Raw genomic sequence first — 26,117 nt, forward strand, 5'->3', positions numbered from 1 at the left:
GTCATCGACTCCCGGGGTTGTCGGATGTGCTGCTCCCCCAAAGCTAGCCAGTCGGCCTGCCGGGCAAATCATTCCCGGCGGGTGACCTTGGCGTCAGGCTGCTAACCCTGCTGCTCGTCGCGTGCCTTGTTCGCCGCAGCCTCTTCCGCCTCCACGGCCCGGTAGATGTTGCCGTGGATTCGCTCCGCGCCGATGCGCTCGATCACCCCGTCCCTTGCGAGGATGGCCCGGACGGCGGGTTTCAGCCGGGCAAGCCGCAGGGTGACGCCGGCCTCCCGGGCGAGGTCCGCGATGTCTGCCATCTTTGCGGCGCCCTGGGAGTCGACGAAATTGATCCCGCCACAGTCCAGGACGATGCCGGTGAGACCGGACGTTGAGTGGATCGTCTCGCGCAGGCGATCCTCCAGTGCGTCCGCCGTCGCGAAGAAGAGGCCGCCGTCGAACCGGATCACGGCCACCCCGGGAATCACCTCGTCACCGGGGTGCTCGAACACTTCGCGGAAGACCTGCGTGCCCCGCTCCCGTCCGAGGGACGGCATCTCCGGGTGGGTGGCCACACCGACGAGCCAGATGAGCGAGAGTCCGATTCCGATGATGACACCGGCGAGGACTCCGAAGATGAGGGTGCCGACAATGGCTGCGACGGCAATCCAGAAGTCAAACTTTTGCACCCGGGCCAGCCGCCGCATCTCCGGCACGTTCATCATGCCCATGACAACGGCTTCGATGATCAGCGCCGCCAGCACCGGTTTGGGCAGGTTCGAGAAGAGCGGCGCCAGAAACAGCAGCGTGAGCAGGACGGTGGCGCCGGAGGTGAGCGAGGCGAGGCCGGTCTTCGCTCCGGAGTGGTCGTTGAGCGAGCTCGCTGACAGGCTCGTCGAGACGGGCATACCCTTGAAGACTCCTGCGGCCATGTTGGCGAACGACTGGGCAACGGACTCCTGGTTGATGTCAATCTGGTAGCGGTGCTTGGCGGCGAACGCCCGCGCATCCCCCGCGGTCTGGGAAAAGCCGATCAGGACCAGTGCCACCGCAGCGAGGGCGACGGTTCCCGCGTTGTCCCACATCAGCTGGCCGTCCGGGATCTCCGGCCGCGGCAGCCCGCTAGGCACATCGCCCACCAAGGCCACTCCCTTCGCCCCGAGATCGAACACCGCCGCCGCCAGCAGTCCGCCCACCACCAGGACCAGGGCGCCGGGAACCCTGGGCGCGACCGCCTTCAGTCCGAAGACCACAACGAGCGAGACGACGCCCACGATCACGGTGGTCTGCTGCGCCTCGCCCCAGGTCCCCAGCCACGACCGCAGTTCCTGGATCGGGTTGGAGCCGGTGACCTCGGTCCCGGTGAGCTTTGGAAGTTCCCCGATCACGACGTCGATCGCCGCGCCGAAGAGGAAGCCGGTGACCACCGCCCGCGAGAGGAACTGCGCAATCCAGCCCATCCTCAGGACGGCAAGCAGCAGGAACAGGACGCCTGAGGCGAGGGTGATTCCCGCAACGAACGAGGCGACATCCGGCCCGCTGGTGATGCCGGCCGCGAGCACCGCGCTCGCGGCCACCGCCGCCAGGCCCGAACTTGGACCCATCGAGATCTGCCGGCACGAGCCGAAGATTCCGTACACGATCGCGCCGGCAGCCGCCGCATAGAGGCCGTTCTGCAGCGGGATACCCGCGATCCCGGCATACCCCAGGTTCTTGGGAACGATCAGGGCCGCGACGGTCACCCCGGCGATCAGGTCGCCCCTCAGCCAGGCGCGGTCGTAGGAGCGGAGCTGGCCGGCGATGGGCAACCCGGTCGGGCGTCCCGGCTGCAATTTCTTCATGTCTCGTCCCCCTGTCGCTCAGCCTTCAGGACCCCGCGGCGGTCCTGTCCGTTCCGGGTGCCGCGGTATTGCCGGCGGTGTCGGTGCGCTGGGACAGCGGAAGGGCCGGCGGGCCGGCCGCGAGCTGATCGGCGTCGACGGCAGCGAGGTTGCGGATCAGGACGATCAGCCAGGCAAAGACCAGCGAGGCCGCGATGAGCTCCACGGCGGTGAGGTTGTAGTAGCCGACAGGGAAGTACATCACCACGGCGAAGGCAATGACCGCCAGGAACACCAATCCCAACACGTTGAACGTCGCCGGGATCGAGGGGACCAGCGAACGCATGCGGACAATCAGGGTTCCGAACACCACGACCATGCCGGACGCTGCCGCGGTGTGGAGCCAGAACAGCTCATCGACGGGGAACAGTCCCACGCAGGCGAGGAGAATGCCGATGAGGATGATGCCGCCTTCCAGCTGCCGGACCCGGCGGCGCGAGGGCGCGGTATCGGCCGTCGCTTCGAGCGTCCTGGTGGAGTATCCGGCCAGGGTGGTGACCACGACGCCGGCAACGATCAGCGTGACGTTGAACGCCGCCCCGGACACGTCGGAACTCGTGCCGAGGGCACTGAGGTTTTCCTGCCACCACTGCGGGTCTTCTGCGGTGAGCATGCTCGTCAGGACACCCGTGACGAGGAAGACGGCGAGGAGGGCGGCGAGCCGGTAGGCGTTCATCGTGACTGCCGACAAGTAGGCGATGTAAGCGCTGATGGCTCCGGTGACCCCGACGAGGATTGCCGCGGCCAGGGAGTACAGCACTGCACCCACGAACGCCCGCTGGAAGATCGAGAACAGCGCCAGCCAGCCGAGCAGGAAGATGCAGGCGTGGGCCAGCGCGAGGGCTGCGATGTCGATGTTGTGGCGTGTCCGGCCGCCCGCGGCGGGCCGGGACGGTTCCGGCCTCAGGCGTTGCAGGGAACCGACCACCACCGCTGCGGCGCCGAGGAACGCCGTCCCGAGCGCGGCGATGTCGCCCGCCGAGCCCCGTCCGGACAAAGCAACGGGCTCCCTCCCCACCAGGAGGAATGCGACCACGCCGAGGAGAAGGAAGCCTGCACTGCCGATGATGAGCGCCCGCGACTCGGCCGTGACCGCATCATGTTGGTTCAGGATTATCATCGTTCACTTCGCTTCGCCTGGGCTTTGGGGGTCCTGGAGAGCCGCCGTTGCCGGCGGCTCGTCCTGTTTTGGGCGAAACGCCGCGGGGCCCGGTCCGTTTCCGGGGTACCGCCAACGCTACGACTGCCCCGCCCGGGTGCCGTCACCCGGAAAGGATGAAACGCTTCGGCCGATACTTCCTGGGGGACATCAGATACTTCTCGCCGTTCCCGCATTCAAGGTGTTGAATGGTAGTAGGTCCGCACCCCTGCCGAATGCTGCGAGGTGTTGGACCGAGTACGTTTACTTGCCGGAGTCTGGGGGTCCGGTGTGAGACGGGGTCGGCGACGCTTGAGAACCCTCTGAGACCGGGGTTCTCTCCCCCCAGCCGTCGTCGGCCCCCTGGCCTTCGGGGAACGAACAAAGGGGTGGGCCTGAACCGTTTGGTTCAGGCCCGCCCCTTTTTCCTGGACCGCTCGCTGGGAACGTCCTAGCGCCCTGCGCCGTTGGCCTTCACGGCGAGAACCGGCCGGTCAGCCTGGATCAGGATGCGCTGGGCATGGCTGCCCATGATGAACTTGCCCACTTGGGAGCGGTGGCGGAGTCCGATGACGATCAGCGAAGCGTTGACCTCCCGCGCGAGCTCCAGGAACTCGTCGGCGAGGTCGTGCTGATACGACGGCTGCAGCACGGACGTTCTGACACCGGCGTCCGTGGCGCGCTTCGCGGCCTCCTCGAGGAGCCCGGCAGTGGCCACGGCCTTGTCCACCAGGGCACCTTCCCGGGCCGAATTGACGATGACGAGGTCTTCGTTTCGGAGTTGCGCTTCGGCGATGCCCGCCGTGAGCGCGGCCTCTCCCGCTGGTGTGGGGACGAATCCGACTATGATGCTCATACGTTCTCCTTCTCCTTGATGTATTCCGGTGCGGGCGCTCCCGAATCGGAGGCCTTCCGTCTGGCGAGCAGTGCGCGGATGCCCGGGAGGACTGCCACAAGCACAAAGACAATCAGTAGGGTCGCGGAGATGGGACGGCTGAAGAAGCCCGCCGGGTCGCCACCGAAGACCAGCAGCGAACGCCGCAAGGAGCTTTCCAGGAGCGAGCCCAGGACGAACGCCAGCACCAGCGGTCCCGGTTCGAAGCCGAATTTCTTCATCAGGTAGCCGATGACGCCGAAGACCACCACCAGGGTGACGTCGAACATGCTGTTGTTGATGGTGTAGGCGCCCAGCAACGTAATCAGGGCGGTGACGGGGGCCAGGATGGCTGCGCGCACGCGAAGGATTTTCACGAACAGGCCCACGAGCGGCAGGCTCATGATCAGCAGCAGGATGTTGCCGATGTACATCGAGTTCACGACGCCCCAGAACAACTCCGGGTTCTCCTCGACGAGCTGCGGACCCGGGGTGACGCCCTGGATCAGGAGGGCACCGAACATCAACGCCATGGTGGCGTTGGCCGGGATCCCCAGCGTAAGCAGCGGAATGAACGACGACGTCGCGGCCGCGTTGTTGGCGGTTTCCGGTCCGGCCACGCCTTCCGGGGCTCCCTTGCCGAAACGCTCGGGCTGCTTGGCACGTTTTTTCTCCATGGCGTAGGACGCCATGGAGGCGATGGTCGCGCCGCCGCCGGGCAGGATTCCAAGGAAGAAGCCCAGGACTGAGCCGCGTCCGATGGACCCGGATGCCTGCTTGAGATCCTGTCTCGAGGGCCATACGTTCGTGACCTTGGAGGGGGCTTTCGCCGCCCGGTGGCGCTCCTCGAGGTTGTAGAGGATTTCGCCCAGGCCGAAGACGCCCATGGCGATGGGGACGAAGTCGATGCCGTCGGCCAGCTCCAGGCTCCCGAAGGTGAAGCGGCTCTCACCGGTAAAGATATCGCGGCCGACCGTCGCCAGCAGTAGGCCGAGGGCCGCGGCGATGAGGGCCTTGGTTTTGGAGCCGCTGCTGATGGTGGCCACCAGCAGAATTCCGAGCAGTGCCAGTGCCGAGTATTCGGCAGGTCCGAAGTCCAGGGCGAAACTCGCCACGATGGGCGCAAGAAAAGTCAGGCCGATGATGGCGGCGGTGCCGCCGACGAAAGAACCGATGGAAGCCAGGCCGAGGGCCGTTCCGGCTTTGCCCTGTCTGGCCATCTGGTAGCCGTCGAAGACCGTGACCACCGATGATGCCTCACCTGGAAGCTTGAGGAGTACGGAGGTGATGGTTCCGCCGTACTGTGCCCCGTAGAAAATTCCGGCGAGCATGATGATGGCGGTGACGGGTTCGACGTTGTAGGTCAGCGGGAGCAGGATGGCGATCGTTGCCGCGGGCCCCAGTCCGGGCAGCACCCCGATCAGCATGCCGATGACGACGCCGATCAGGCAGTACAGGAGATTGGTCGGCTCCAGGACGACGGCAAAGCCGTTGATCACGGGATTCAGAAAATCCACGGGGGTCTCCTAGAAAAGATGGGGAATGGACGTGTTGAGCGCCAGGACGAAGATGCCGTAGAACGCTGCAACGACGATTGCGCTTACCAGCAGGGTTGAGCGCCAGGTTTCGCCGCCGAGGAACCGCATCCAGATGACGCACAGGACGAGGGCGGGCAGCTCGAACCCGATAACCGGCATGAGTGCAACCATGGCGGCGAGGGTGACGAGACCGGTGAGGGGCGCCGTGGACATGCGGGTGAACTTCTCGGCGTCCCGGTTGTGCCGCCCGACGATGAGCTGGAAAAGTCCCAGGAGCACCATGACGCAACTGATCATGAACGGCCACAGTCCGGGCTGCGGTGCCGCCGGGATGCCCAGCCCCATTGCCAGCGAAAGGACAAGCGCGCCGATGCCGACGCCAAGGACCACAAGCGAGGAGGCCGTATTGGCCAGGGCACCGGCGGCCGGTGGCTTCTCTTCCTCCCACTGGGCGGCGAGCTGTTCCGGTGTGAAGTCCTCCGGAAGGTCAACGGGAATGCCGGGGGCGTCCCCGCCGGAGCGGACAGCCGCGTGGCTTCCGTCTCCGGCGGGCACTTTGGGTGTTGCTGTCACCCGGATCACTTCGTCCCGTTGAGGCTGATGCTGTACTTCTCCACCAGTGCCTTGTATTTGGCCGCGTAGTCCTTCCACTGCGTGACAACTTCCTCGCCGGAGATTTCCTTCGGGGTCAGCAGGTTCTGCTCGTTGAATGACTTGTAGGCATCCGACTTGAAGGTCTCCCGGAACGCGGCGAGCAGTTTGTCCTGCACGTCCTGCGGGGTGCCCTTAGGGGCAGCGACTGCCCGGTACTGGGCCACGGGGACGTCATAACCCGATTCCTTGGCAGTCGGGGTGTCCGGGAGGAAGGAGTTCCGCTCCTCGGAGAAGACGAGGAGCGGGGCGACCTTGCCGGCCTTGATCTGCGGCATTGCTTCGCCGAGCTGAACGGTGGCCAGTTCCACCTGGTTGCCCAGCACCGCGGTCAGTGCCGGCTTGCCGCTGTCGAACGGAACGTCAGTTCCCTTCACATCGGCCTGCTTGAACAGCACGGTCTGCGCCAGCTGGCTGCCGGTACCAACGCCGGTGGTGCCGAAGGTGATGTTCCGGCCAGCTCCGGTCACATCTGTGATCGTCTTGAATCCTGACTTGTCGCTGGCCACCAGCACGTAGTCGTCCTGGGACAACCCGGCAATGACATCGAAGTCATCGATGTTCACAGCCTCATCCGCGGTGACCGCCAGCGGGGTGATGGTGATCAGGGACGCGTTGAGCAGGATCAGGTTCTGTCCGTCAGCGGGCTTGCCGGCTACCTCTTTGCTGGCCAGGGCGCCGTTGGCACCCGGCTTGTTTACCACCGGCACCGGGGCGCCGAGAGTCTCGGACGCGCCCTCGGAGATGGCCCGGGCGATCAGGTCGGTACTGCCGCCGGGCGCCTGTCCCACAGTGAGGTTGATGGGCCCATTGGGATACTTGGCGGAATCGGTGCTGCCGCCGGCGACGTTGCCGCAGGCGGTCAGCGCCAAGAGTGTGACGGCGGACGCCGCTCCGAGCACGGTGCGGCGCGAAGGGAAGTGCATCATTGGAACTCCTCGTTGGTGGTCGGGGCCTTGCCCCGGAAGCATTGTGAACCGCATCACGCCGGTTCGCTGAATCGAGTGTAGGGAGCCGCTATGATGCCTGTCTAAGCCCAAATATGCATAGGGTGATACCAGGAAGGCATCATGTTTACCTTTGACCAGCTGGCCGGCTTCATCGCGGTCGCGGAAGAACTCCACTTCGGACGCGCGGCGGAGCGCCTGCAGATGACGCAGCCGCCGTTGAGCCGCCAGATCCAGAAACTGGAGCGGAGCGTCGGCGCGGAACTCCTCGAGCGAGACAACCGGAAGGTCCAGCTGACGCACGCGGGGGTCGCCTTTCTCGACGAGGCCCGGCGCCTGCTGGCGCTCGCCGAGCGTGCCCCCGTGGCCGCGCGCCGCATCGCGTCCGGCCGCTCGGGCCTGCTGCGCATCGGCTTCACTGCCGCCAGCGGCCTCAGCATCCTGGGTCCGCTGCTCGAAGAGATTTCCACGCGGCTGCCCGACGTCGACATCGACCTCCAGGAGTTGGTGACCGGCGAGCAGATCCAGGCGCTGCAGACCGGCGAACTGGACCTGGGCCTGGCCCGGCCGCCCTTTGACCGCGATGTTTTTGATTCCCACCTGCTGTATCGCGAGTCCATGGTCCTCGCCGTCCCGTCCGGCCACCGGCTGGCAGGCCTGGGCCGGGACATCGACAACGACGAGCTTAAGGACGAGCCGCTCATCATGCACTCGCCGCAGCAGGCCCGGTACTTCTACGATCTCGTGATCCGAACGTTCCCCATCCAGCACGGCAATGTGGTCCACACCGTCAGCCAGATCCTCACCATGGTTTCGCTGGTCGCCGCCAAGCGCGGGGTCGCCTTCGTGCCGCACTCCGCCACGGCCCTGGGGATCCAGGGTGTTGAATTCCTGCCGTTGAGCGGCAGCCCGGGGGAACCCGTGGAACTTCACGCGATCTGGAACCGCAAGGTGGCAAACCCCGCACTGCGCCGCCTCCTGACTGAACTCGACTACCAAATGGAGTAATTTCCCCGTGATGCCCCGAGGGTATCAATACATACAAAAATGAACTTAGACAGGCATGATCGCCGAGCCTACGCTGGAGGGGAACCGACCCACTCACGCCCATCTCGGCGCTCATCCGGAGGACCACATCGTGACGAAGTACACACCCCAGGAACTCGCAGACACCCTTAAGAACGGCCTGTTGTCGTTCCCCGTGACCTCATTCGATGCGCAGCTGCAATTCGACGAGGAGAACTACCGCAAGCACCTGGCCTGGCAGGCCAGCTTCCCGGTGGCGGGCCTCTTTGCCGCCGGCGGCACCGGCGAAGGATTCTCCCTGACCCCGGACGAGTCGGCCAGGGTGGTCCGCGCCGCCGTCGAGGAGGTCGGTGCACTGGTGCCCGTCCTGGCCTCAGCCGGCGGATCCACCGCGCAGGCCATCGGCAACGCGCAGGCCGCCGAAGCGGCCGGCGCGGACGGCATCCTGCTCCTGCCGCCCTACCTGACGGAAGCGGACCAGGGCGGCCTGATCGACCACGTGGGCGCCATCTGCGAGTCCACCTCACTCGGCGTCATCATCTACAACCGCGCCAATGCCATTTACAAGGACACCACGGTGGCCACCCTGGCGGACCGCCATGAGAACCTGATCGGTTTCAAGGACGGCGTGGGCGACCTTGAGCACGACGCCCGCGTTTACGCCAAGCTGGGCGACCGCCTGTTCTACCTCGGGGGCCTTCCCACCGCGGAGACGTTTGCCCTGCCGCTGCTCCAGCTGGGCATGAGCACCTATTCCAGCGCGATGTACAACTTCGTCCCGCAGTTCGCCCTGGACTTCTACCAGGACGTCCGCAACAACGACCGCGTTGCCGTCAACAAGAAGCTCAACGACTTCGTGATCCCCTATCTGGACATCCGCGACCGGGTGAAGGGCTACTCCGTTTCCATCGTGAAGGGCGGCCTCGACGCGATTGGCCGCTCCGCCGGCGGAGTGCGCCCACCCCTGCAGAACCTCGCACCGGAGGACCTCGCCGACCTCACAGCCCTCATCGCAACCCTTTCCTAGGAGGACGCACCGTGACCCTCAACGGACACTCACTGATCGCATGCCAGCCGGTAGCCGGGAACGGCAAGACCGCCCATGGCTACAACCCCGCCACCAACGAGCTGCTGGAGCCCGGTTACTCGCTGCTGACCGAAGGACAGCTCGCGACGGCGACCTCCGCCGCCGCCGCAGCCTACCCGTCCTTCAGCACCCTTGACCCGGAGACCCATGCGGGCTTCCTGGAGGCCATCGCCGAAAACATCGAGGCGATCGGCGAGGAGCTCATCACGCGCGCCGGTCTCGAGACCGGCCTGCCGACCGCGAGACTGCAGGGCGAGCGGGCACGCACCGCCGGCCAGCTCCGCCTCTTCGCAGCGGTTGTCCGGCAGGGCGATTTCCGCGGCGTCCGGGTCGACCCCGCGCTGCCGGACCGCGCTCCCCTGCCGCGGGCTGACATCCGGCAGCGACAGATCCCGCTGGGTCCGGTGGCAGTCTTTGGCGCCAGCAACTTCCCGCTGGCCTTCTCGACGGCGGGCGGGGACACCGCCTCCGCCCTCGCCGCCGGCTGCCCGGTGGTCTTCAAGGCGCACAACGCCCACCCCGGCACCGGCGAGCTCGTCGGCCAGGCGATTGTCAAAGCCGTCAAGAACTTCGGGCTCCACCCGGGCGTGTTCTCCCTCATCTACGGACCCGGCAGCAGCATTGGCCAGGCCCTCGTAGCCGATCCGGCGATCAAGGCCGTCGGCTTCACCGGCTCACAGTCAGCCGGCATCGCCCTGATGCGCACCGCCGCCGCGCGGCCGGAGCCGATTCCCGTCTACGCGGAAATGTCCTCACTCAACCCTGTCTTCGTCTTCCCCGGAGCCCTCACCGGCAACGCCGAAGAAATCGACGTGCTGGCGTCGCAGTACGTTGCGGCCGTCACGGGCAGCTCAGGACAGCTGTGCACCTCCCCCGGGCTGCTGTTCGCGCCCACCGGTGCGGCGGGCGACAAATTTGCCGCCGCCGTCGGCCGGGCTGTAGCCGCCTGTGCCGGGCAGACCATGCTGACCGCGGGAATCGCCGGATCCCGGAACTCCGGCGCGGAGGCGCTGGGCTCCGCCGACAATGTCAGTGTCCTCGGACTGGGCGCCGAAGGTGCCACCGAGAACGCCCCGCCCCCCGCCATCTTCGGCACCAGTGTCGCCGAGTTCGTGTCCAACCCCGTGCTGCACGCGGAGGTCTTCGGCGCCGCCAGCCTGGTGATCCGGTATTCGGACACCAACGAACTGATCGACGCCGCCAGCCGGCTCGAGGGTCAGCTCACCGCGTCCCTGCAACTCGCCCCGGCCGACTACCCGTTGGCGGCGCCCCTCGTGCCGGTACTGGAGCAGAAGGTCGGAAGGATCATCGTCAACGGCTGGCCCACCGGCGTCGAGGTCGGGCATGCCATGGTCCACGGCGGCCCGTTCCCCGCCACCTCGGACACCCGGACCACCTCCGTGGGCACCCTGGCCATCAACCGCTTCCTGCGGCCGGTCGCGTACCAGAACCTACCGCAGGAACTGCTGCCGGCGCCGCTCCGGGACGGCAATCCGTGGCGGCTGAACCGCCGGGTCGACGGCGTCGTTGAAGCCGCCGCAGCAGAAGAGGCAGCAACCGAGAAAGCAGAGGTCAACGCGTGACCACGCAGCCCACCATTGCCCACGTCGAAGTCGTTCCCGTCGCGGGGCACGACAGCATGCTGATGAACCTCAGCGGCGCGCATGGCCCGTTCTTCACCCGCAACATCGTCATAGTGACCGATTCGGACGGCCGCACCGGCCTCGGTGAAGTGCCCGGCGGGGAGAAGATCCGCAGCACCATCGAGGAGGCCGGCAGGCTGATCGCGGGCCGGCCCGTGGCACGATACCGCTCGCTGCTGCGGGAAGTCTCGACGGCGTTCGCGGACCGCGACGCCGGCGGCCGGGGCCTGCAGACCTTCGACCTGCGCACCACCGTCCACGCCGTCACCGCCGTCGAATCAGCACTGCTGGACCTCCATGGCCAGTTCCTCGGCGTCCCCGTCGCGGAACTCCTGGGCGACGGGCAGCAGCGCGGCTCGGTACCGATGCTCGGATACCTCTTCTTCATCGGCGACCACGCCCGGACGGACCTGCCGTACCTGGTGGAGGAAGACCCGGCAGACCGTTGGGAGACGCTGCGTCGGCAGGAGGCCATGACCCCCGAGGCCGTGGTGGCCCTGGCCGAAGCGGCCCAGGAACGGTACGGCTTCAGCGACTTCAAGCTCAAGGGCGGCGTGCTCTCCGGCGACGCCGAGGTGGATGTGGTCACTGCCCTGGCCCGGCGCTTCCCGGACGCACCGATCACGCTGGATCCCAACGGCGCCTGGCTCCTGGACGAAGCCGTCCGCCTGGGCAAGCGGATGCAGGGCGTGGTGGCCTACGCCGAGGATCCCTGCGGCGCCGAGGGCCGGTTCTCCGGCCGCGAGGTGATGGCGGAGTTCCGCCGCGCCACCGGGCTGAGAACGGCCACCAACATGATCGCCACGGACTGGCGCGAGATGTCCCATGCCATCCGGAGCAACGCAGTCGACATCCCGCTGGCCGACCCGCATTTCTGGACCATGCACGGCTCCGTCCGGGTGGCGCAGCTATGCCACGAATTCGGATTGACCTGGGGCTCGCACTCGAACAACCACTTCGACATCTCCCTGGCCATGTTCACCCACACAGGAGCGGCCGCCCCGGGCGAGATCACGGCGCTGGACACGCACTGGATCTGGCAGGACGGCCAGGGCCTGACCCGGGAACCGCTGCAGATCCGGGACGGCGCGATCGAAGTTCCGGCGGCTCCGGGGCTTGGAATCGAGCTGGACCGCGCTGCTCTGGACAAGGCACACCAGCTGTATCTGGAGCACGGGCTTGACGCCCGCGACGACAGCATGGGCATGCAGTGCTACGTCGACGGCTGGACATTTGACCCCAAGCGGCCCTGCCTGGTCCGCTAGTCGGTGCGGCCAAGGCCGCCCCTGAACCCCGCACGGCCGTCTCCCCTCGCAACCGGAGCCGGCCGTGCGGCATCCCACGTCCGGCCGGATTCCGGCCCGCAGCTACCTTCGAAGGGCACATTTTGGGCGGCGTTGTCTCCGGAATCCTGATTGTGTCCGCAGTCATCGCCGTCGGCTATTGCGCCGCCCGGCTGCGCATCCTGGGCCCCGAGGTCCAGGGCGCCCTCACCCGCACCGCCTTCTACGTCACCAACCCCGCGCTGCTATTCACCGTCGTCGCCGGAAGTGACATCCGCGCCGCGCTGGGCACGGACGCCCCGCTGGCGCTGCTGTCCGCGGCGGCCGTGGGGGTGCTCTACTGCCTGCTCAGCTTCCTGTTCTTCCGGCGGCCCGTCGCCGAAACCGCCGTCGGCGCCATGGCCAGCAGCTATGCCAACGCCAACAACATCGGCATCCCCGTGTCGCTCTACGCCGTCGGAACCGCACAGCATGTGGCACCCGTGCTCTTGGTGCAGATCCTGGTCATGGCCCCGTTCTACCTCACCGTCCTGGGACTCGCCGGAGGCTCCAGGATCTCCTGGAAGAAACTTCTGCTCCAGCCGTTCGCGAATCCGATGATCATCGCGTCAGGGCTGGGCGCCGCCGCCGCCCTGACCGGCTGGAACGCACCTGAGCTGCTCCAGAAACCCATCGACATGCTCGCCGGCGGGGCCGTCCCCATGGTCCTGCTCGCCTTTGGACTTTCCCTGGCCGGCAAGGCGCCCCTGCAAAAGGGGGACGGCCGCACCGAGACACTGGTCGCCACCGCCCTCAAGATTGCCGGGATGCCGCTCATCGTGTGGGCGCTGGGCCGCTTCGTCTTTGGCCTGGAGGGCCAGCACCTGCTGGCAATCGTCATCATGGCGGCCCTGCCCACGGCCCAGAACGTGTTCCTCTTCGCTTCCCCCTACGGGCGGGGCATGACCATGGCCCGCGACGTGATCCTCTGCACCACCATCCTCAGCGCCGGCGCGCTGCTCGTCGCCGCCTGGCTGCTCGGCTAGGTTCCTTTCCCGAAAGTACTTGTTATACAAGTTGATAACTTGTATCCTAAGTTGGTGCGGGGCGGTGCAGCCCGGCAATACCTCCAGGGAGAATCCATGACCAGCGTAGACCTGATCCGCCACGTAAGACTTTCCACCGCGCGGCTGCCGCTCGCCGTCCCGATCAGCGACGCGAAAGTCTTCACCGGGCGCCAGAAGCCGATGACCGAAGTTGTCTTCCTCTTCGCCGAAATCACCACCGAGCAGGGCCACAGCGGAATCGGCTTCAGCTACTCCAAACGCGCCGGAGGCCCGGCCCAGTACGCCCATGCCAAGGAGGTCGCCGAAGGCATCATCGGGGAGGACCCGAACGACATCGGCAAGCTCTACACCAAGCTCCTGTGGGCGGGCGCGTCCGTCGGCCGCTCCGGCGTCGCCACGCAGGCACTCGCCGCCATTGACATCGCGCTCTACGACCTCAAGGCCAAGCGCGCCGGACTGCCGCTGGCCAAGTTCCTCGGCTCCTACCGCGACTCCGTGCAGACCTACAACACCTCCGGCGGATTCCTGAACGCCACGCTCGACGAGGTCAAGGCCCGCGCCACGGCCCTCCTGGACGAGGGCATCGGCGGCATCAAGATCAAGGTGGGCCTGCCGGACACGGCCGAGGACCTCCGCCGCGTGGCCGGGGTCCGCGAACACATCGGCTGGGACGTGCCGCTGATGGTCGACGCCAACCAGCAGTGGGACCGCGCCACCGCCCTGCGGATGGGCCGCCAGCTCGAGGAATTCAACCTCGTCTGGATCGAGGAGCCCCTCGACGCCTACGACTTCGAAGGCCACGCACACCTTGCCCAAATCCTGGACACTCCCATCGCCACCGGCGAAATGCTGGCGTCCGTCGCCGAACACCAGGGCCTGATCAAGGCCAACGGCTGCGACATCATCCAGCCCGACGCACCGCGCGTCGGCGGCATCACCCAGTTCCTCCGCCTCGCTGCCCTGGCGGACGAACGCGGACTGGGCCTGGCCCCGCACTTCGCCATGGAAATCCACCTCCACCTCGCCGCGGCCTACCCGCGCGAACCGTGGGTGGAGCACTTCGACTGGCTGGATCCGCTCTTCAACGAACGCCTCGAAACCAAGAACGGCCGCATGCTGGTTCCGGACCGTCCCGGACTGGGCATCACACTCAGCGACCAGGCGCGGGCCTGGACGACCGAATCGGTGGAATTCGGCAAGTAACCTAGAACCATGAGCCGGAACCTGACCGCGGACCTCGCCGCCGATCTTCGCATGCGCATTGTCGACGGCGTCATCCAGCCGGGCGAGAAGCTTCCCAGCGAAAACACCCTGATCAGCGAATTCGGCGTCAGCCGGACAGTGGTCCGCTCCGCGCTCACCCGCCTGCAAGCCGAAGGGCTCGTCGAAACCGAACGGGGGCGGGGCAGCTTTGCGCTGACCCCTCCCCCGGCAGACGCACAACCGGTGCCCGCAACCCGGCCGGTGGTCAGCCTGGAAGACCGCGCCAGGCTGCTCGAGTTCCGCATCGGCGTCGAGTCCGAGGCTGCCGCCCTGGCAGCCCGGAACCGCTCTGAACGGCAGCTGCAGGCGGTCCGGACGGCGCTGGAGGAGTTCACCGCCAGCGGGACCCACCCGGCGCACGCCATGAAATCGGACTACGAGTTCCACCGCGCCATCGCAGCCGCCACCGGCAACCCGTTCTATTCCGACTGCCTGGCGGCGCTGGGACAGACCATGATCGCCATGCCCCGGACCCGCCTCATGACCGGCGGGGAGCACCACGTGCGGGAGCATTTCGAGCAAGTGGTGCTGGAACACGAGTCCATCTATGCCGCCATCGCCGAGGGCGACGGAGCGTCGTCGTCGGCCGCCATGCGCAGCCACCTGGCAAACTCCCGACGCCGGCTCCGCACGCCCGCTGCCGGGCGCCCGGCCGGCAGCTAGGAACTGTCCGGATGCCGTCTGCAGACACCGCTGTCACCGACCTGGCCACCGCCACGAAGAAGTTCTTCCGGCGGGTGCTGCCGATCATGCTGGTCATGCTCGTGTGCAACCAGCTCAACCGGTCCAACATCGGCTACGCCCAGGCACAGCTGGAAGCCGACGTAGGCATCGGTGCTGCGGCCTACGGTCTTGGCGCCGGACTGTTTTTCATCGCCTACGCCATCTTTGAACTGCCCAGCAACGTCATGATGGAGAAGTTCGGGGCGAAGATCTGGCTCTCCCGGATCATGGTCAGCTGGGGCCTCGTCTCCTTCCTGATGGCGTTCGTGCAGAACGAGACCTGGTTCTTCGTCCTGCGGTTCCTGCTGGGCGCCGCCGAGGCCGGATTCTTCCCAGCGGTCATCTTCTACTTCGCCCGATGGGTGCCGGCAGGCCAGCGCGGCAAGGCCACGGCGATCTTCATCGCCGGATCCTCAGTCGCCGCCGCCATCTCAGGGCCCGTCGCCGGAATGCTGCTCAGCCTGCACGACATTCTGGGCCTGCGCGGCTGGCAGTGGCTGTTCGGCTTCGAGGGCCTGCTCTCCGTGGCGGTCGGGATCGCCGTGTATTTCGTGCTGGACCCCACGGTCCAGGACGCCAAGTGGCTGAGCCGCGGTGAAAAGTCCGCCCTGGGCGCTGCCATCGCGGAAGAGGACGCCCGGCACGCCGGCGCCGGGGAAGGACGTGCCAGCCGCTGGAAGATGCTCCTGGATCCGCAGATCCTGCTGCTGTGCGGCATCTATTTCGCCATCCAGCTCTCCGTCTACGCCAACACCTTCTGGCTCCCCAGCATCATCAGGCGGATCCCGGGAACCACGGATCTCAGTGTCGGATTCCTGTCCTCCATTCCGTGGGTGTGCGCAATCGTTGCCATGTATTTCGCGGCCCGGTGGCAGGACAAGGCGAGGTCCAAGCGCCCGCTGCTGGTGGTTGCGCTGCTGGTTGCCGCTGCCGGGACGCTCGCAGCCGCCGTCGCGTCCCCGGTCCTGGCGCTGGTGTTCCTGTGCGTCGCCGCGATGGGCTTCAAGAGCGCTTCCCCCCTGTTCTGGACCATCCCCCAGTCGGGCCTCCATCCGCTGGTTCTCGCTCCTGCGATCGCGATCATCAACTCGCTGGGGAACCTGGGCGGTTTCGTGGCGCCTTTCGGGTTCGGGATCATCAAGGAACAGACGGGAAGCGTGACTCCGGGGCTCTTCGCTCTCGCCGCCGCCTCCACGGCCGCCGCCGTCCTGGTCTATTTCCTCAAAGAGCGACGGAACCACAGCGGACCCCGGGAGGGGGCCGGGGTCCGCAACGGGGACGGGGTCCGGGACGCGGCCGGGCGGATTTCCCGGCAAGCCGTCACTGCACCGTAGCCGCCCGCACTGCCTCGCGCAGGGATGTTGTAAGCCGGCCGATGAGCCTGCTGAGGTCACCGCTGGTGACGAGCAGTTCACCGTGCGCGATGCCCCGGTCGCTGTCCGCAAGGATGGCCGCGTAGCCGGCGGGCAGTCCGGCCCCCACCAGCAGCTCGGCGTATTCCTTCACGGGCAGGTCCCGGTAGGTCACCGGCTTCCCGGCGGCCTCGATGGCATTCCGATGCTGCTCAAGGCGCTGGCCGACCTCACTGTCGGAGATCAGCAGCACCTTGCCGGCACCGGCAAAGGCCCGCCGCAGGGAGGCCGGGTCCTGGTAATCGATCTGCCGGACCTGGACGCCACGGCCGGCGAGGTCTGCGACCTTGGCCAGATCCCGTCCGGCGGCCACAAGCTGCCCCGCGGGCACGCCGCTTTCGAGGAGGGCTTCAACAACAAGGCGCCCGAGCTGTCCGGTGGCGCCGGTGATAAACGATGGTCATGATGGTCCTTTCACGGGGATGACTGACATCCATACCAACTGCGCCGCGACGGCGATACTTCCCGAAAGAGAGTACGCACTTTGAAGTAAGGTACTGCTATGAAAGTAAGTACAGAGGGCGTACTGTCTCCCCTGCAGGGCGCAGATGGGATCTTCCCCGCCGGTTGCCCCAGCCGCACGGTCCTCGATCACGTCTCCAGCAAATGGGGCGTGCTGATCCTGGTCGCGCTGTGGAACGGCGCGCAGCGCTGGAGCGAACTTCGACGCCGGGCCGAAGGCATCAGCGAGAAGATGCTCGCCCAAACCCTCAAAACACTGGAAGGGGACGGCTTCCTCCATCGCGAGGCCCAGCCGGTCATCCCGCCCAGGGTCGACTACCGCCTCAGCGACCGCGGCCAGGAGCTTGTTGCCGTGCTGCTTCCGCTGGTGACCCGGGTTGAGGAGCACGCCGACGAAATCGTCAACTCCCCCGGCGCCGCCGGCTCCGGGGAAGCCGTGGACACCACTGTCGCCACGAACGCCGCGGACGGACAAGCAGCGCCGTGACGGACCTCGATCTTGACCTGCGCTGGTACGCGGGGACGAGGTCCGGCCGGCGCGGCGCGGCCCCGCCGATCCAGGTGCACCCGGCCGCGCCCGACACCGTCCTGCTCCGGCAGAGCATCACGACGAATTTCGAGGCACCCTTCCTCTACCTGCTGTTCGGTGGGGACCGTGCCTTCCTTCTTGATACGGGCGCGACGGCGGACGCCACCTCATTTCCCCTTCGGGCGACAGTGGACACCCTCATCGACGGCTGGCTGCGCGCACACCCCAGGGACGGTTACGAACTCATCGTCGCCCACTCGCACGCCCACGGGGACCACGTCGCGGGGGACGGCCAGTTCGCAGACCGGTCCCGCACCCGCGTCGTGGGACATTCCGCCGCGGATGTTGCCGCGTTCTTCGGGATCCCCGACTGGCCCCGCGGCAGGTCCCGCGTTGACCTCGGCGGCCGGGTGCTTGACGTGATACCGACGCCCGGTCACCATCCCTCCGCCGTCGCCATTTATGACGAGGCCACGGGCATGCTGCTCACCGGCGACACGGTCTATCCCGGCCGGCTCTATGTGCAGGATTTTCCGGCCTTCCAGGATTCGCTGCGCGCCCTCTGCGACTTCAGCGCGGCACATCCGGTCAGCGTGGTTCTTGGCGCCCACATCGAAATGTCGGCCCGGCCGTTCCGGGACTTTCCGCTCGGCTCAACCTGGCACCCCGATGAATCCCCGCTACCCCTGACGGTCGGGGACCTGCACGCGATCCGGGACGCGGCCGCCCGGATCGCCGGCCGCCCCGGGGCGCACCGCCACGCGAACTTCATCATCTGGAACGGGCCCTGCCGGCTGGAGTCCGCGTCCCAGTCCATCCGGCTCCTGCTGTTCCGGGCTTCCGGCCTGCTCCGCGCGCCGGGCCGGTAGCGCCGTCCAGGGTCATTGGCAGCGGCGGCAGATCACGGCAGCCGGCCCGCGGCCAGGGAGGACCGGTGGAAGTCCGTGCCCCACACCCCGGTGGCATGTCCGTCGCCGTCGGTAACGACGTATTCGGGCCAGCGGTCAAAGGCGGAGCAGGGGTGGGATATCCCGAAGTCGACCACATCGGTGACATCCAGTCCGCGCACCCCGGTGAGGACCGCGTGGTGGTCGAACAGGTTCCGCACCATGGCGGCTGCCCCGTCCCTGGGGGCGCCGTCCGCGGTGTGGGCCGACAGGAAAACCGGCAGCCCGGCGTCGTAGGGAAGGTCCCGTTTGCCGGCCCCGACGACGGCCATCCCCGCCTCGGGCGTGGACAGGACCACGGCCCGGACCGAAACCGCGGGAATCAGGCCCGGCACCGGGCTGACGCCGGCGTACGTGCCGTGATCGTGGGTGACGTAGCAGCCGGACCGGAGGATCCTCCGGGTACCGGGCACCAGGCTGTCATCCGGCAGGTACTCCACGACGCGGTCCGGGAAGGCTGACCCGCCCATGGAGTAGATGGGGGCGGCGGTCTCGAAGTACTGCGCGGCGCCCAGATACACCTCCCGCACCAGCCTGCAGTGCCGGTCGACGGCGTCGATCGTGGACTCCGACCGGCTGTTGGGCACGACGCCTTCGTAGCCGGCAACACCGACAAGCCGGAGGCCGGGTGTCCCGTGGACCAGCCCCGCCAGGCGAAGTGCCTCGTCGAGGCTCCGGGTACCCGTGCGGCCGGCCGGTGTCCCGACGTCGATCAGCACCTCAAGGCTGACCGCGGACCCGGCGAACACCCGGGCCGCCGCCTCGACACCGGCGGCAGAATCCACGAAGCACCGCAGTTCCCGCCCGGAATCTGCCTCCAGCCAGGACCGGAAACGCAACAGGCCGTGCCGGTCGACGACCTCGTTGGCCACCAGAACGTGCCGGTGTCCCCAGCCCAGCGCCGAGGCGGCCTGGTCCGCGGTGGCGACGGTGACGCCGACAGCGCCGGCAGCCAGCTGACGGGCGATGATCGGCGCGGACATCGTTGTCTTGACGTGGGGGGCGAGCTCCACGCCCCGCTGCCCGCACCAGGCGGCCATCACCCGGATGTTGTTTTCGAGGGCAGCGATGTTGAGCCGCAATTGCGGATACGCCGGGGCGGTCGGCATCGCCGCCGCGGCATTGTCATCGGGTCCGCTCTGGCGCTGGATCGGGCTGCTCACGGGGCCATTGTGCCACGACGCCTGCCACATTCGACCTGCCGGGTTTGCCGCCCGGGAGGATAATGACAGCGAGAGCCAGCAGCCACTGCGGACGGAAGGGGACCGAATGCAAACGCCGCCGCGCATCACGGTGGAAGTCCCTGTACTCACCATCGGCTCCGGACCCTCCGACTACGAGGGACTGGGCAGCCAGGTCGACGCCCTGCGCCGGCAGCAGGGTCTGCACCTGACCCTGCTGCACATCGGCGTCCTCGCGGACTTCGCCCGGGACATCGCGGAGTGGACCAAAGGCATCACAACCGCCGAGGACGCCGCCGCCACGGCGGTCTCCTGGTTGGAGGGGCTGCCCGTGCTGGGAGGCTTCTCCGGGACGTCCGAGCGGCTGGTCCTGCTGGGCGGCGGGCGCGTGAGCGGGCTGGAAGTGGAGGTGCCCCAGCAGGTGCGGGACTACCAGCTCTCCCTCGTGACGGCGCTGCACGAACTGTTGGACGAGCTGCTGGTGGACAACGTCGATGACTTTATCCTCGGCTCACGCGCTCTCGGTTTCAGGTACCCCCGGTGGACGCCTCACATCGCCGTCGGCCGCCCCAAGTCGAGGGGCCGCGGGCCGTGGCCGATCAACCCGTTGGCCATCGAGTTCGGTCCCTCACGGATCCGGAACCGCCAGTTCCTCCCGGCCGGCGGCGCCGGAGCAGGACCGGACCAGGACCCCGGGCCGCGCCGGACAGGAGCCGGTCAATGACGGTCCGGAGCGCAGGCATTCTGCTGTACCGCCGCGTCCGCGGCGGCGACGTTGAGGTGTGGATAGCCCACATGGGCGGACCGTTCTGGGCGCGCAAGGATGCCCGGGCCTGGTCCATTCCCAAGGGCGAATACCTCCCCGACGAGGACCCGCTGGCCGCCGCGGAACGCGAGTTCGCCGAAGAAATGGGGACTCCTGCACCATCCGCCGACTACCACGAACTCGGCGCCTTCCGGCAGCCCTCGGGAAAGGTCATCACGGTCTTCACGGCCGAGTCCCGCTTCGCTCCCGAACGGATCGTGAGCAACACCTTTGCCCTGGAATGGCCGAAGGGATCCGGCACGGTCCGCAACTACCCCGAGGTCGACGACGCCACGTGGACCGGGGTGGAGGAAGCCCGCACCAAGCTGGTCAGCGGCCAACTGCCGATCCTTGACGCGCTGGTCCAACATCTGGAGAGCCGCGGCACCTGATCCGTGTGTCCCCCGACCACCTCCCTGACGGCCGCCGGCCATTGCTGGCCCGGCAGCGGACTGCCATCCTTGGGTAATCCGCACTCCCGGAAGCGAACGAAAGGGAAAGACGATGCCGCTCTATCTGTCGAAGTTCAGCTATGGCTGACGATCCCGATCCACTCACAGAGAGGACTCCGCCGATGAGTGCAATCGAACCGACCGCGCAGCGTGAGCTGTCTGCCGTCCACCGCGCGGCGAGCCTCAAGGAGCGCGTCTACATCAGCTTCACCAGCCTGGCTGTGGTGCTGGCCCTGCGGAGCCACGCAGACGAGACGACGCCCGCTGCCGCGGCCGTAACCCTCAGCATCGTGGTCATCGGTTCCCTGCTGGGGATCTTCGTCGCCGATCTGCTGAGCCATCTCACAGTCCACGCACAGCTCCCCAGCGGCCAGGAACTGCACCACATGATCGCCGTCAGCACCGAGGCCCTGAGCGTCCTGGTGACTCCGCTGCTGCTCCTCACGGCGGCCGGCCTCGGCCTCTGGTCGACTGCCGTGGCGCTGCAGTGGGCAACCGTCGTCCTCGTGGTGACACTCCTCGTCGTCGGCTACCTCGCGATCCGGCGGCTCGAGCTGCCGTTCCGCCACAAAGCCCTGATCATGTTCGCCGAAGTAGTGTTGAGCCTGGTGGTCATCGGGCTCGAACTGCTGGCGCACAATCTCTGACCGCGGCACCGCGGACGGACCCAGTCCGGGGATCAAGCCCGCGCTTCCATTCGTTGGGTGGGTAGCGGCCCAACACCGACCCCATCAAAGGAGACTGCTTGCTGATCGTGCTCACCGGAATAGACGGTTCAGGAAAAACGACGGCGGCACGCGGCCTGGTCGATGCCGCCCGCAAGGCGGGGAACGGCGCCCTGTTTCTCGGCAACTATGCCGGTCGCCGGCAGATGTCCCTCATTAGTGCCAGGCTCGGGGTTCACCTGCCCCTGCGGCTGGCGGACGTTATTGAAACGGCAGTCCGGACGTTTAACGTCGTAAATTCACACCGCCGCGCCAGGCGGTTTCACGGCCTGGTGGTCATGGATCGGGACCTGCATTGCCAGCTCGCGCTGCGCCGGATGCATGGACTGCCCCGGGGGCGCGTGCTGCCGTTCCTGATCCGCGCGCTCCCCCGGCCCGATCTGCTCGTCTACCTCGACATCGACCCCCGCGAGGCGCATGCACGGATCCTCGCGCGGGGCACCGACTCTGAGCGGCTCGAAGACCTTGAGTCGTTAAGCGAGGCCTACCGCTCACTACCGGAGTTCCCGGGGTTCACCAGCATCCCCGCCGACGGGCAGCCTGCCGAGGTGCTGGGCCGGCTGCAGGCCGCCATCACCCAGGCCTGCGGAGGCCCGGCCGGGGAGCACTCCCCCGCCGGCCCCGCCTGATTTCGCACGGGCCGAAGACACCCGACCGGGCCCGCCTGACCTCGCATGGGCCAGGGATCCGGACCGGGGACCCTGCCGGCCCCGGCACCTAACGTGCGAGGTACTCCTCGTGCTGCCGGTGCGCTTCCGCGACCAGCGCCCGGATCTTGTCAATGTCCTTGGCCTTGTTCCGGTACTTCGGATCCATGGCCAGAATCTGGGACTCTTCATCGGTCAGCATCCGGTAAATACGCTCACGTTCAGCCGCGTCCGCGGTGTATTCCAGGTCAAGGTAATTGACGGCGTGCCGGCGCGCATTGTTGATGGAGGTCTGTGCCTTGCCGGCCTTGCTCAGCAGCGACGCCACCACGGTCAGGACCAGCACCCCAACGATGACGGTCAGGGACGTGGCCGTGGTGATCTCGATGACGGGAACCGGCTGGCCGCCGTTGATGAACGGCAGGTTGTTCTCATGCAGGGCGTGGAGCACCAGCTTTACCCCGATGAAGGCAAGGATGACCGCCAGGCCGTACGCGAGGTAGATGAGGCGGTCCAGGAGCCCGTCGATCAGGAAGTACAGCTGGCGCAGGCCCATCAGGGAAAACGCCGTGGCGGTGAAGACGATGAAGACGTTCTGGGTCAGCCCGAAGATCGCCGGGATTGAGTCCAGGGCAAACAGAATGTCGGTTCCCCCGATGGCCACCATGACCAGCAGCATCGGCGTCAGCGCCCTCTTGCCATCCTGGATGGTGAAGAGCTTGTCCCCGTCGTAGTGTTCCGTCGTGTGGAAAAACCTCCTGGCGATGCGGATCATAAAATTGTCGGCCTGGTCCTCGCCGTGGGCGTCCGGCCGGAGCAGGTTCCCGGCGGTGATCAGCAGAATCAGTCCGAAGATGTAGAACACCCACGCGAAGGAATTGATCAGCGCGGCGCCCAGCAGGATGAACCCGGTGCGGGCGATCAGCGAGAAGATGATGCCGAAAAGCAGCACCTTCTGCTGGTCTTCGCGGGGGACCCGGAAACTCGCGATGATGATCAGGAAGACAAAGAGGTTGTCCACCGAGAGTGCCTTCTCGGTGATGTAGCCGGCGAAGTACTCCGACCCCATCTCGGTTCCGCCGAAGATCCACACCAGGACACCGAAGACGACAGCCAGGCCCACGTAGAGCGCCGACCACACGGCGGCCTCCTTGAGCGTGGGCACGTGGGCCTTGCGGATGTGAAAGAAGTAGTCGAAAGCCAGCAAGGCCAGGATCACGGCAATGGTGACGGCCCAGATAAGGGGAGAAACGGTCATGTTGCTCAACTTCCGTGAAGGATCCGGCCTCTGCGGCCGGTTCGGTCCGGTACTTCAGGTGGTCTGGGATTTTTAAGCGCTGGTGGCATCTTGCACCTCGCCGACCAGTTCCTCAATGATGTCCTCGAGGAACAGCACGCCCGTTGTGGTGCCATGGGCGTCAAATACCCTGGCCACGTGGGCTCCCGTGCGGCGCATCACGGCCAGGGCGTCCTCAAGTTCGCTGCCGCTGAAGGCCGAGGCCAGCTTCCGTATCCGCTTGGCGGGTACCGCCTGGCTGAACGCGGCCGGCGTCGTGAGGTCCATAACGTCCTTGAGGTGCAGGTAGCCGGTGGGGGCGCCGTCGTCGTCCGTGAGGATGTAACGGGAGTAGCCGTGCGCCGCGACGGCCCGCTGGATGTCAGCCGGGGTGGCCGTCGAGGGCAGCAGCACCATCGACTCGATCGGCACTTCCACGTCGGCGACCGTCTTGGCGGTGAACTCGAAGGCCGCGGTCAGGGTCCCGCTGGTGTCCGTCAGCACCCCGTCCCGGGTGGACTGCTCCACGATGTTCGCAACCTCGTCCAGGGTGTAGGCGCTGGTGGCCTCGTCCTTCGGCTCGACCTTGAAGAGCCGCAGGATCGAGTTGGCGATGCCGTTCAGGGTCCAGATCACCGGTTTGAAGACACGGGCCACAAGCACCAGCGGCGGGGCCAGGAGCAGCGCCGCCCGCGTCGGAACGGAGAAGGAGATGTTCTTCGGGACCATCTCGCCGAACACCACGTGCAGGAAGGTCACCAGCAGCAGGGCGACGACGAACGCGACAATTCCGATCGTCTCGGCCGAGAGGGAGGTCAGGCCCAGGGGAATCTCCAGCAGGTGGTGGATCGCCGGCTCCGAGACGTTCAGGATGACCAGGGAACACACCGTGATGCCCAGCTGGCTGGTCGCCAGCATCAGCGTGGCGTGCTCCATCGCCCAGAGGGTGGTCTTGGCGGCCTTGCTTCCGGCCTCTGCCTTCGGCTCGATCTGCGAACGCCGGGCGGAGATGACGGCGAATTCAGCACCGACAAAGAAGGCGTTGACAACCAGCAGGACGACGAGCCAGATGATGCCTGGCAGATATTCACTCATGGGTCAGCTCCCGCGTGAGATTGTCAATGATCCGGTCATGGGCGCTCTGCGGGGGTTCCATGGATTCGTCCGGGGTAAACCGCAGCCGCTCGACGTGCGTCCCCACCACGCGTTCCACCCGGAGCGTCCCGCCGTGGATGGCCACCTCGTCACCGAGTTCAGGGATCCGGTCCAGCCGGTCAGTAACGAACCCGGCCATCGTGTCGTACTCCTCGCCGTCCGGGACGGCGATGCCGGTCCGGTCCAGGAGTTCATCCGGCCGGAGGGACGCATCGAAGGTCAGCGACCGGCCCGTGCGCACGACGCCGGTGCGGGCACGGTCGTGCTCGTCTTCGAGTTCCCCGACGATTTCCTCCACCAGGTCCTCGAGCGTGACGATGCCGGCGGTGCCGCCGTGCTCGTCCGAGACGATCGCCACCTGCAGGCCCTGCCGGCGCAGGAGACCCAGGAGGGTGTCGACGCCCATGGACTCGGGCACCCGCAGCGGCTCGATCATCACGTCCGATGCCGAAACTCCCGATCGGTCGTCCAGGGCCACCGCGAAGGCCTGTTTGACGTGCAGCACACCGATGACGTCGTCCCGGTCCCTGCCGATCACCGGGAAGCGCGAATAGCCGGTGGCGGTCGCCAGGCTGACGATCTGCTCGGCCGTGTCGTCGGATCCGATCGTCGCCATCCGCACCCGCGGGGTCATCACGTCGGCGGCGCTGTGGTCGGAGAACCGCAATGTCCGGTGCAGCAGGGCGGCGTGGTCCAGGTCGAGGACACCTTCCAGCGCGGAGCGGCGGACCAGGGAGCTCAATTCCTCGGCACTGCGTGCGCCGGAGAGCTCTTCTTTGGGTTCAATGCCGAACGACCTGATGATGGAATTGGCCGTGTTGTTGAAGAGGACAATGACGGGCTTAAAGACCGTGGTGAACAGCGTTTGGAACGGAACCACCACCTTTGCCGTGGCCAGCGGCAGCGCCAGGGCGAAGTTTTTGGGGACGAGTTCGCCGATCACCATGGAGAAAATCGTGGCCAGGAAGATGCCGATGACGGCCCCCAGGCCAGGAACAACAGCCTCGGGCACACCGGCGCCGCTCAACGGTCCGCTCAGCAGTTTGCTGATGGCCGGCTCGAAGGTGTACCCGGTCAGCAGGGTGGTCAACGTGATGCCGAGTTGCGCGCCGGAGAGGTGCGTCGACGTGATCTTCAGGGCCTTGATAGTCGGCGTCAGCCGTTTTTCACCGCGTGCCTGGCGGGATTCAAGGTCGTTGCGGTCCAGGTTGACCAGGGCGAATTCGGAGGCAACGAACATTCCCGTGCCGACTGTCAGGACGAGGCCGACGCCAATCATGATCCATTCATACATTCGGGCGCCCCTCTCCTGCGGTGGCCGGCAATCCGGTCAGGAAGTTGAGGGGCGAGGGCATATGTGAGGGAGGGTCATCCATGGTGCAAGCCAGTCTATCCGCCCGGCGGTGTCGCCGCGGAGCTATCCGCTGCAGGCGAACCCTTGTCCG

The 26,117-nt window shown here is 66.9% G+C and carries 25 protein-coding genes; 14 read left to right on the forward strand and 11 right to left on the reverse strand.

From position 1 onward, the window contains the following. Positions 1–101 precede the first annotated feature (101 nt). The 6 genes from J2W14_RS15710 to J2W14_RS15735 form a co-directional block, all read right to left on the reverse strand. On the reverse strand, positions 102–1,823 hold the full coding sequence (locus tag J2W14_RS15710; RefSeq protein WP_307464205.1) for a SulP family inorganic anion transporter: 1,722 nt from the start codon (positions 1,821–1,823) through the stop codon (positions 102–104). A gap of 25 nt (positions 1,824–1,848) precedes the next feature. Then, positions 1,849–2,982: a hypothetical protein gene (locus J2W14_RS15715; RefSeq protein ID WP_307464208.1), complete on the reverse strand. Its 1,134-nt coding sequence runs from the start codon at positions 2,980–2,982 to the stop codon at positions 1,849–1,851. Positions 2,983–3,451: 469 nt separating this feature from the next. Continuing rightward, entirely contained in the window at positions 3,452–3,856 is a 405-nt protein-coding gene (locus J2W14_RS15720; protein WP_307464210.1) for a universal stress protein, read from the reverse strand. Continuing rightward, positions 3,853–5,391, reverse strand: a complete 1,539-nt coding sequence (locus tag J2W14_RS15725; RefSeq protein ID WP_307464211.1) for a tripartite tricarboxylate transporter permease — start codon at positions 5,389–5,391, stop codon at positions 3,853–3,855. Before J2W14_RS15725 ends, J2W14_RS15720 begins: the two co-directional genes overlap by 4 nt. 9 nt (positions 5,392–5,400) lie before the next feature. Beyond that, complete coding sequence (locus J2W14_RS15730; RefSeq protein ID WP_307464213.1) at positions 5,401–5,985, reverse strand: tripartite tricarboxylate transporter TctB family protein; 585 nt, start codon at positions 5,983–5,985, stop codon at positions 5,401–5,403. 5 nt (positions 5,986–5,990) lie between these two features. Beyond that, positions 5,991–6,992: a Bug family tripartite tricarboxylate transporter substrate binding protein gene (locus tag J2W14_RS15735; RefSeq protein ID WP_307464215.1), complete on the reverse strand. Its 1,002-nt coding sequence runs from the start codon at positions 6,990–6,992 to the stop codon at positions 5,991–5,993. A gap of 141 nt (positions 6,993–7,133) precedes the next feature. Here J2W14_RS15735 and J2W14_RS15740 point away from each other — a divergent pair, with 141 nt between their 5' ends. The 8 genes from J2W14_RS15740 to J2W14_RS15775 all read left to right on the forward strand — a co-directional run bounded on the left by J2W14_RS15740 (position 7,134) and on the right by J2W14_RS15775 (position 16,415). Next, positions 7,134–8,018, forward strand: a complete 885-nt coding sequence (locus J2W14_RS15740) for a LysR family transcriptional regulator (RefSeq protein WP_307464217.1) — start codon at positions 7,134–7,136, stop codon at positions 8,016–8,018. Between the two features lie 130 nt (positions 8,019–8,148). Beyond that, positions 8,149–9,063, forward strand: a complete 915-nt coding sequence (kdgD, locus tag J2W14_RS15745; protein WP_307464219.1) for a 5-dehydro-4-deoxyglucarate dehydratase — start codon at positions 8,149–8,151, stop codon at positions 9,061–9,063. Between the two features lie 11 nt (positions 9,064–9,074). After that, positions 9,075–10,706 carry an aldehyde dehydrogenase (NADP(+)) gene (locus J2W14_RS15750; protein WP_307464221.1) on the forward strand — a complete coding sequence of 544 codons (1,632 nt, stop codon included), beginning with the start codon at positions 9,075–9,077 and terminating at the stop codon, positions 10,704–10,706. Next, on the forward strand, positions 10,703–12,031 hold the full coding sequence (locus J2W14_RS15755) for an enolase C-terminal domain-like protein (RefSeq protein WP_307464223.1): 1,329 nt from the start codon (positions 10,703–10,705) through the stop codon (positions 12,029–12,031). Before J2W14_RS15750 ends, J2W14_RS15755 begins: the two co-directional genes overlap by 4 nt. 122 nt (positions 12,032–12,153) lie before the next feature. Then, positions 12,154–13,074, forward strand: coding sequence for an AEC family transporter (locus J2W14_RS15760; protein ID WP_307464225.1), 921 nt, complete (start codon positions 12,154–12,156; stop codon positions 13,072–13,074). Between the two features lie 96 nt (positions 13,075–13,170). After that, a complete protein-coding gene (locus J2W14_RS15765; RefSeq protein WP_307464226.1) occupies positions 13,171–14,298 on the forward strand; it encodes an L-talarate/galactarate dehydratase in 1,128 nt (375 codons plus the stop codon). Positions 14,299–14,307: 9 nt separating this feature from the next. Further along, positions 14,308–15,021, forward strand: coding sequence for a FadR/GntR family transcriptional regulator (locus tag J2W14_RS15770; protein ID WP_307464227.1), 714 nt, complete (start codon positions 14,308–14,310; stop codon positions 15,019–15,021). 11 nt (positions 15,022–15,032) lie between these two features. Continuing rightward, positions 15,033–16,415: an MFS transporter gene (locus J2W14_RS15775; protein ID WP_307464228.1), complete on the forward strand. Its 1,383-nt coding sequence runs from the start codon at positions 15,033–15,035 to the stop codon at positions 16,413–16,415. Here the strand turns inward: J2W14_RS15775 and J2W14_RS15780 are convergent. Continuing rightward, positions 16,402–16,884: an NAD(P)H-binding protein gene (locus J2W14_RS15780; RefSeq protein WP_307464373.1), complete on the reverse strand. Its 483-nt coding sequence runs from the start codon at positions 16,882–16,884 to the stop codon at positions 16,402–16,404. The two genes, J2W14_RS15775 and J2W14_RS15780, sit on opposite strands and share 14 nt — an antisense overlap. 111 nt (positions 16,885–16,995) lie before the next feature. Between J2W14_RS15780 and J2W14_RS15785 the strand changes: the two genes are divergently transcribed. Both J2W14_RS15785 and J2W14_RS15790 read left to right on the forward strand, forming a co-directional pair. Further along, positions 16,996–17,442, forward strand: coding sequence for a winged helix-turn-helix transcriptional regulator (locus tag J2W14_RS15785; RefSeq protein WP_307464230.1), 447 nt, complete (start codon positions 16,996–16,998; stop codon positions 17,440–17,442). Next, positions 17,439–18,353 (forward strand): MBL fold metallo-hydrolase, encoded by a 915-nt coding sequence (locus J2W14_RS15790; RefSeq protein WP_307464231.1) that lies wholly within the window; start codon positions 17,439–17,441, stop codon positions 18,351–18,353. The genes J2W14_RS15785 and J2W14_RS15790 overlap by 4 nt, the downstream gene beginning before the upstream one ends. 32 nt (positions 18,354–18,385) lie before the next feature. Here J2W14_RS15790 and J2W14_RS15795 read toward each other — a convergent pair whose 3' ends face one another. Beyond that, positions 18,386–19,594: an alanine racemase gene (locus J2W14_RS15795; protein ID WP_307464233.1), complete on the reverse strand. Its 1,209-nt coding sequence runs from the start codon at positions 19,592–19,594 to the stop codon at positions 18,386–18,388. Between the two features lie 106 nt (positions 19,595–19,700). Between J2W14_RS15795 and J2W14_RS15800 the strand changes: the two genes are divergently transcribed. The 4 genes from J2W14_RS15800 (at position 19,701) to J2W14_RS15815 (ending at position 22,223) form a co-directional block, all read left to right on the forward strand. Beyond that, positions 19,701–20,336 carry a hypothetical protein gene (locus J2W14_RS15800; protein ID WP_307464234.1) on the forward strand — a complete coding sequence of 212 codons (636 nt, stop codon included), beginning with the start codon at positions 19,701–19,703 and terminating at the stop codon, positions 20,334–20,336. Next, positions 20,333–20,809, forward strand: a complete 477-nt coding sequence (locus J2W14_RS15805) for an NUDIX domain-containing protein (RefSeq protein WP_307464237.1) — start codon at positions 20,333–20,335, stop codon at positions 20,807–20,809. Before J2W14_RS15800 ends, J2W14_RS15805 begins: the two co-directional genes overlap by 4 nt. A 182-nt stretch (positions 20,810–20,991) precedes the next feature. Beyond that, positions 20,992–21,516 carry a hypothetical protein gene (locus J2W14_RS15810; protein ID WP_307464239.1) on the forward strand — a complete coding sequence of 175 codons (525 nt, stop codon included), beginning with the start codon at positions 20,992–20,994 and terminating at the stop codon, positions 21,514–21,516. A 98-nt stretch (positions 21,517–21,614) separates the two neighbouring features. Next, positions 21,615–22,223, forward strand: a complete 609-nt coding sequence (locus J2W14_RS15815; protein ID WP_307464240.1) for an AAA family ATPase — start codon at positions 21,615–21,617, stop codon at positions 22,221–22,223. A gap of 88 nt (positions 22,224–22,311) precedes the next feature. Here J2W14_RS15815 and J2W14_RS15820 read toward each other — a convergent pair whose 3' ends face one another. The 3 genes from J2W14_RS15820 to J2W14_RS15830 form a co-directional block, all read right to left on the reverse strand. Then, the gene (locus J2W14_RS15820) at positions 22,312–23,499 is read right to left on the reverse strand and encodes a TerC family protein (protein ID WP_307464242.1); all 1,188 of its coding nucleotides are present in this window, start codon (positions 23,497–23,499) and stop codon (positions 22,312–22,314) included. Positions 23,500–23,571: 72 nt separating this feature from the next. After that, on the reverse strand, positions 23,572–24,612 hold the full coding sequence (locus J2W14_RS15825) for a hemolysin family protein (protein ID WP_307464245.1): 1,041 nt from the start codon (positions 24,610–24,612) through the stop codon (positions 23,572–23,574). Further along, positions 24,605–25,966 (reverse strand): hemolysin family protein, encoded by a 1,362-nt coding sequence (locus J2W14_RS15830; RefSeq protein WP_307464247.1) that lies wholly within the window; start codon positions 25,964–25,966, stop codon positions 24,605–24,607. Before J2W14_RS15830 ends, J2W14_RS15825 begins: the two co-directional genes overlap by 8 nt. Positions 25,967–26,117: the final 151 nt, after the last annotated feature.

This window comes from Pseudarthrobacter oxydans (genome assembly GCF_030812335.1).
Lineage (GTDB): Bacteria > Actinomycetota > Actinomycetes > Actinomycetales > Micrococcaceae > Arthrobacter > Arthrobacter oxydans_B.

Coding starts and splice junctions, on each gene's coding strand:
- J2W14_RS15710 (WP_307464205.1), bottom strand. CDS start 1,823: ATGAAGAAATTGCAGCCGGGACGCCCGACCGGGTTGCCCATCGCCGGC.
- J2W14_RS15715 (WP_307464208.1), bottom strand. CDS start 2,982: ATGATAATCCTGAACCAACATGATGCGGTCACGGCCGAGTCGCGGGCG.
- J2W14_RS15720 (WP_307464210.1), bottom strand. CDS start 3,856: ATGAGCATCATAGTCGGATTCGTCCCCACACCAGCGGGAGAGGCCGCG.
- J2W14_RS15735 (WP_307464215.1), bottom strand. CDS start 6,992: ATGATGCACTTCCCTTCGCGCCGCACCGTGCTCGGAGCGGCGTCCGCC.
- J2W14_RS15740 (WP_307464217.1), top strand. CDS start 7,134: ATGTTTACCTTTGACCAGCTGGCCGGCTTCATCGCGGTCGCGGAAGAA.
- J2W14_RS15765 (WP_307464226.1), top strand. CDS start 13,171: ATGACCAGCGTAGACCTGATCCGCCACGTAAGACTTTCCACCGCGCGG.
- J2W14_RS15770 (WP_307464227.1), top strand. CDS start 14,308: ATGAGCCGGAACCTGACCGCGGACCTCGCCGCCGATCTTCGCATGCGC.
- J2W14_RS15775 (WP_307464228.1), top strand. CDS start 15,033: ATGCCGTCTGCAGACACCGCTGTCACCGACCTGGCCACCGCCACGAAG.
- J2W14_RS15785 (WP_307464230.1), top strand. CDS start 16,996: ATGAAAGTAAGTACAGAGGGCGTACTGTCTCCCCTGCAGGGCGCAGAT.
- J2W14_RS15800 (WP_307464234.1), top strand. CDS start 19,701: ATGCAAACGCCGCCGCGCATCACGGTGGAAGTCCCTGTACTCACCATC.
- J2W14_RS15805 (WP_307464237.1), top strand. CDS start 20,333: ATGACGGTCCGGAGCGCAGGCATTCTGCTGTACCGCCGCGTCCGCGGC.
- J2W14_RS15810 (WP_307464239.1), top strand. CDS start 20,992: ATGAGTGCAATCGAACCGACCGCGCAGCGTGAGCTGTCTGCCGTCCAC.
- J2W14_RS15820 (WP_307464242.1), bottom strand. CDS start 23,499: ATGACCGTTTCTCCCCTTATCTGGGCCGTCACCATTGCCGTGATCCTG.
- J2W14_RS15825 (WP_307464245.1), bottom strand. CDS start 24,612: ATGAGTGAATATCTGCCAGGCATCATCTGGCTCGTCGTCCTGCTGGTT.
- J2W14_RS15830 (WP_307464247.1), bottom strand. CDS start 25,966: ATGTATGAATGGATCATGATTGGCGTCGGCCTCGTCCTGACAGTCGGC.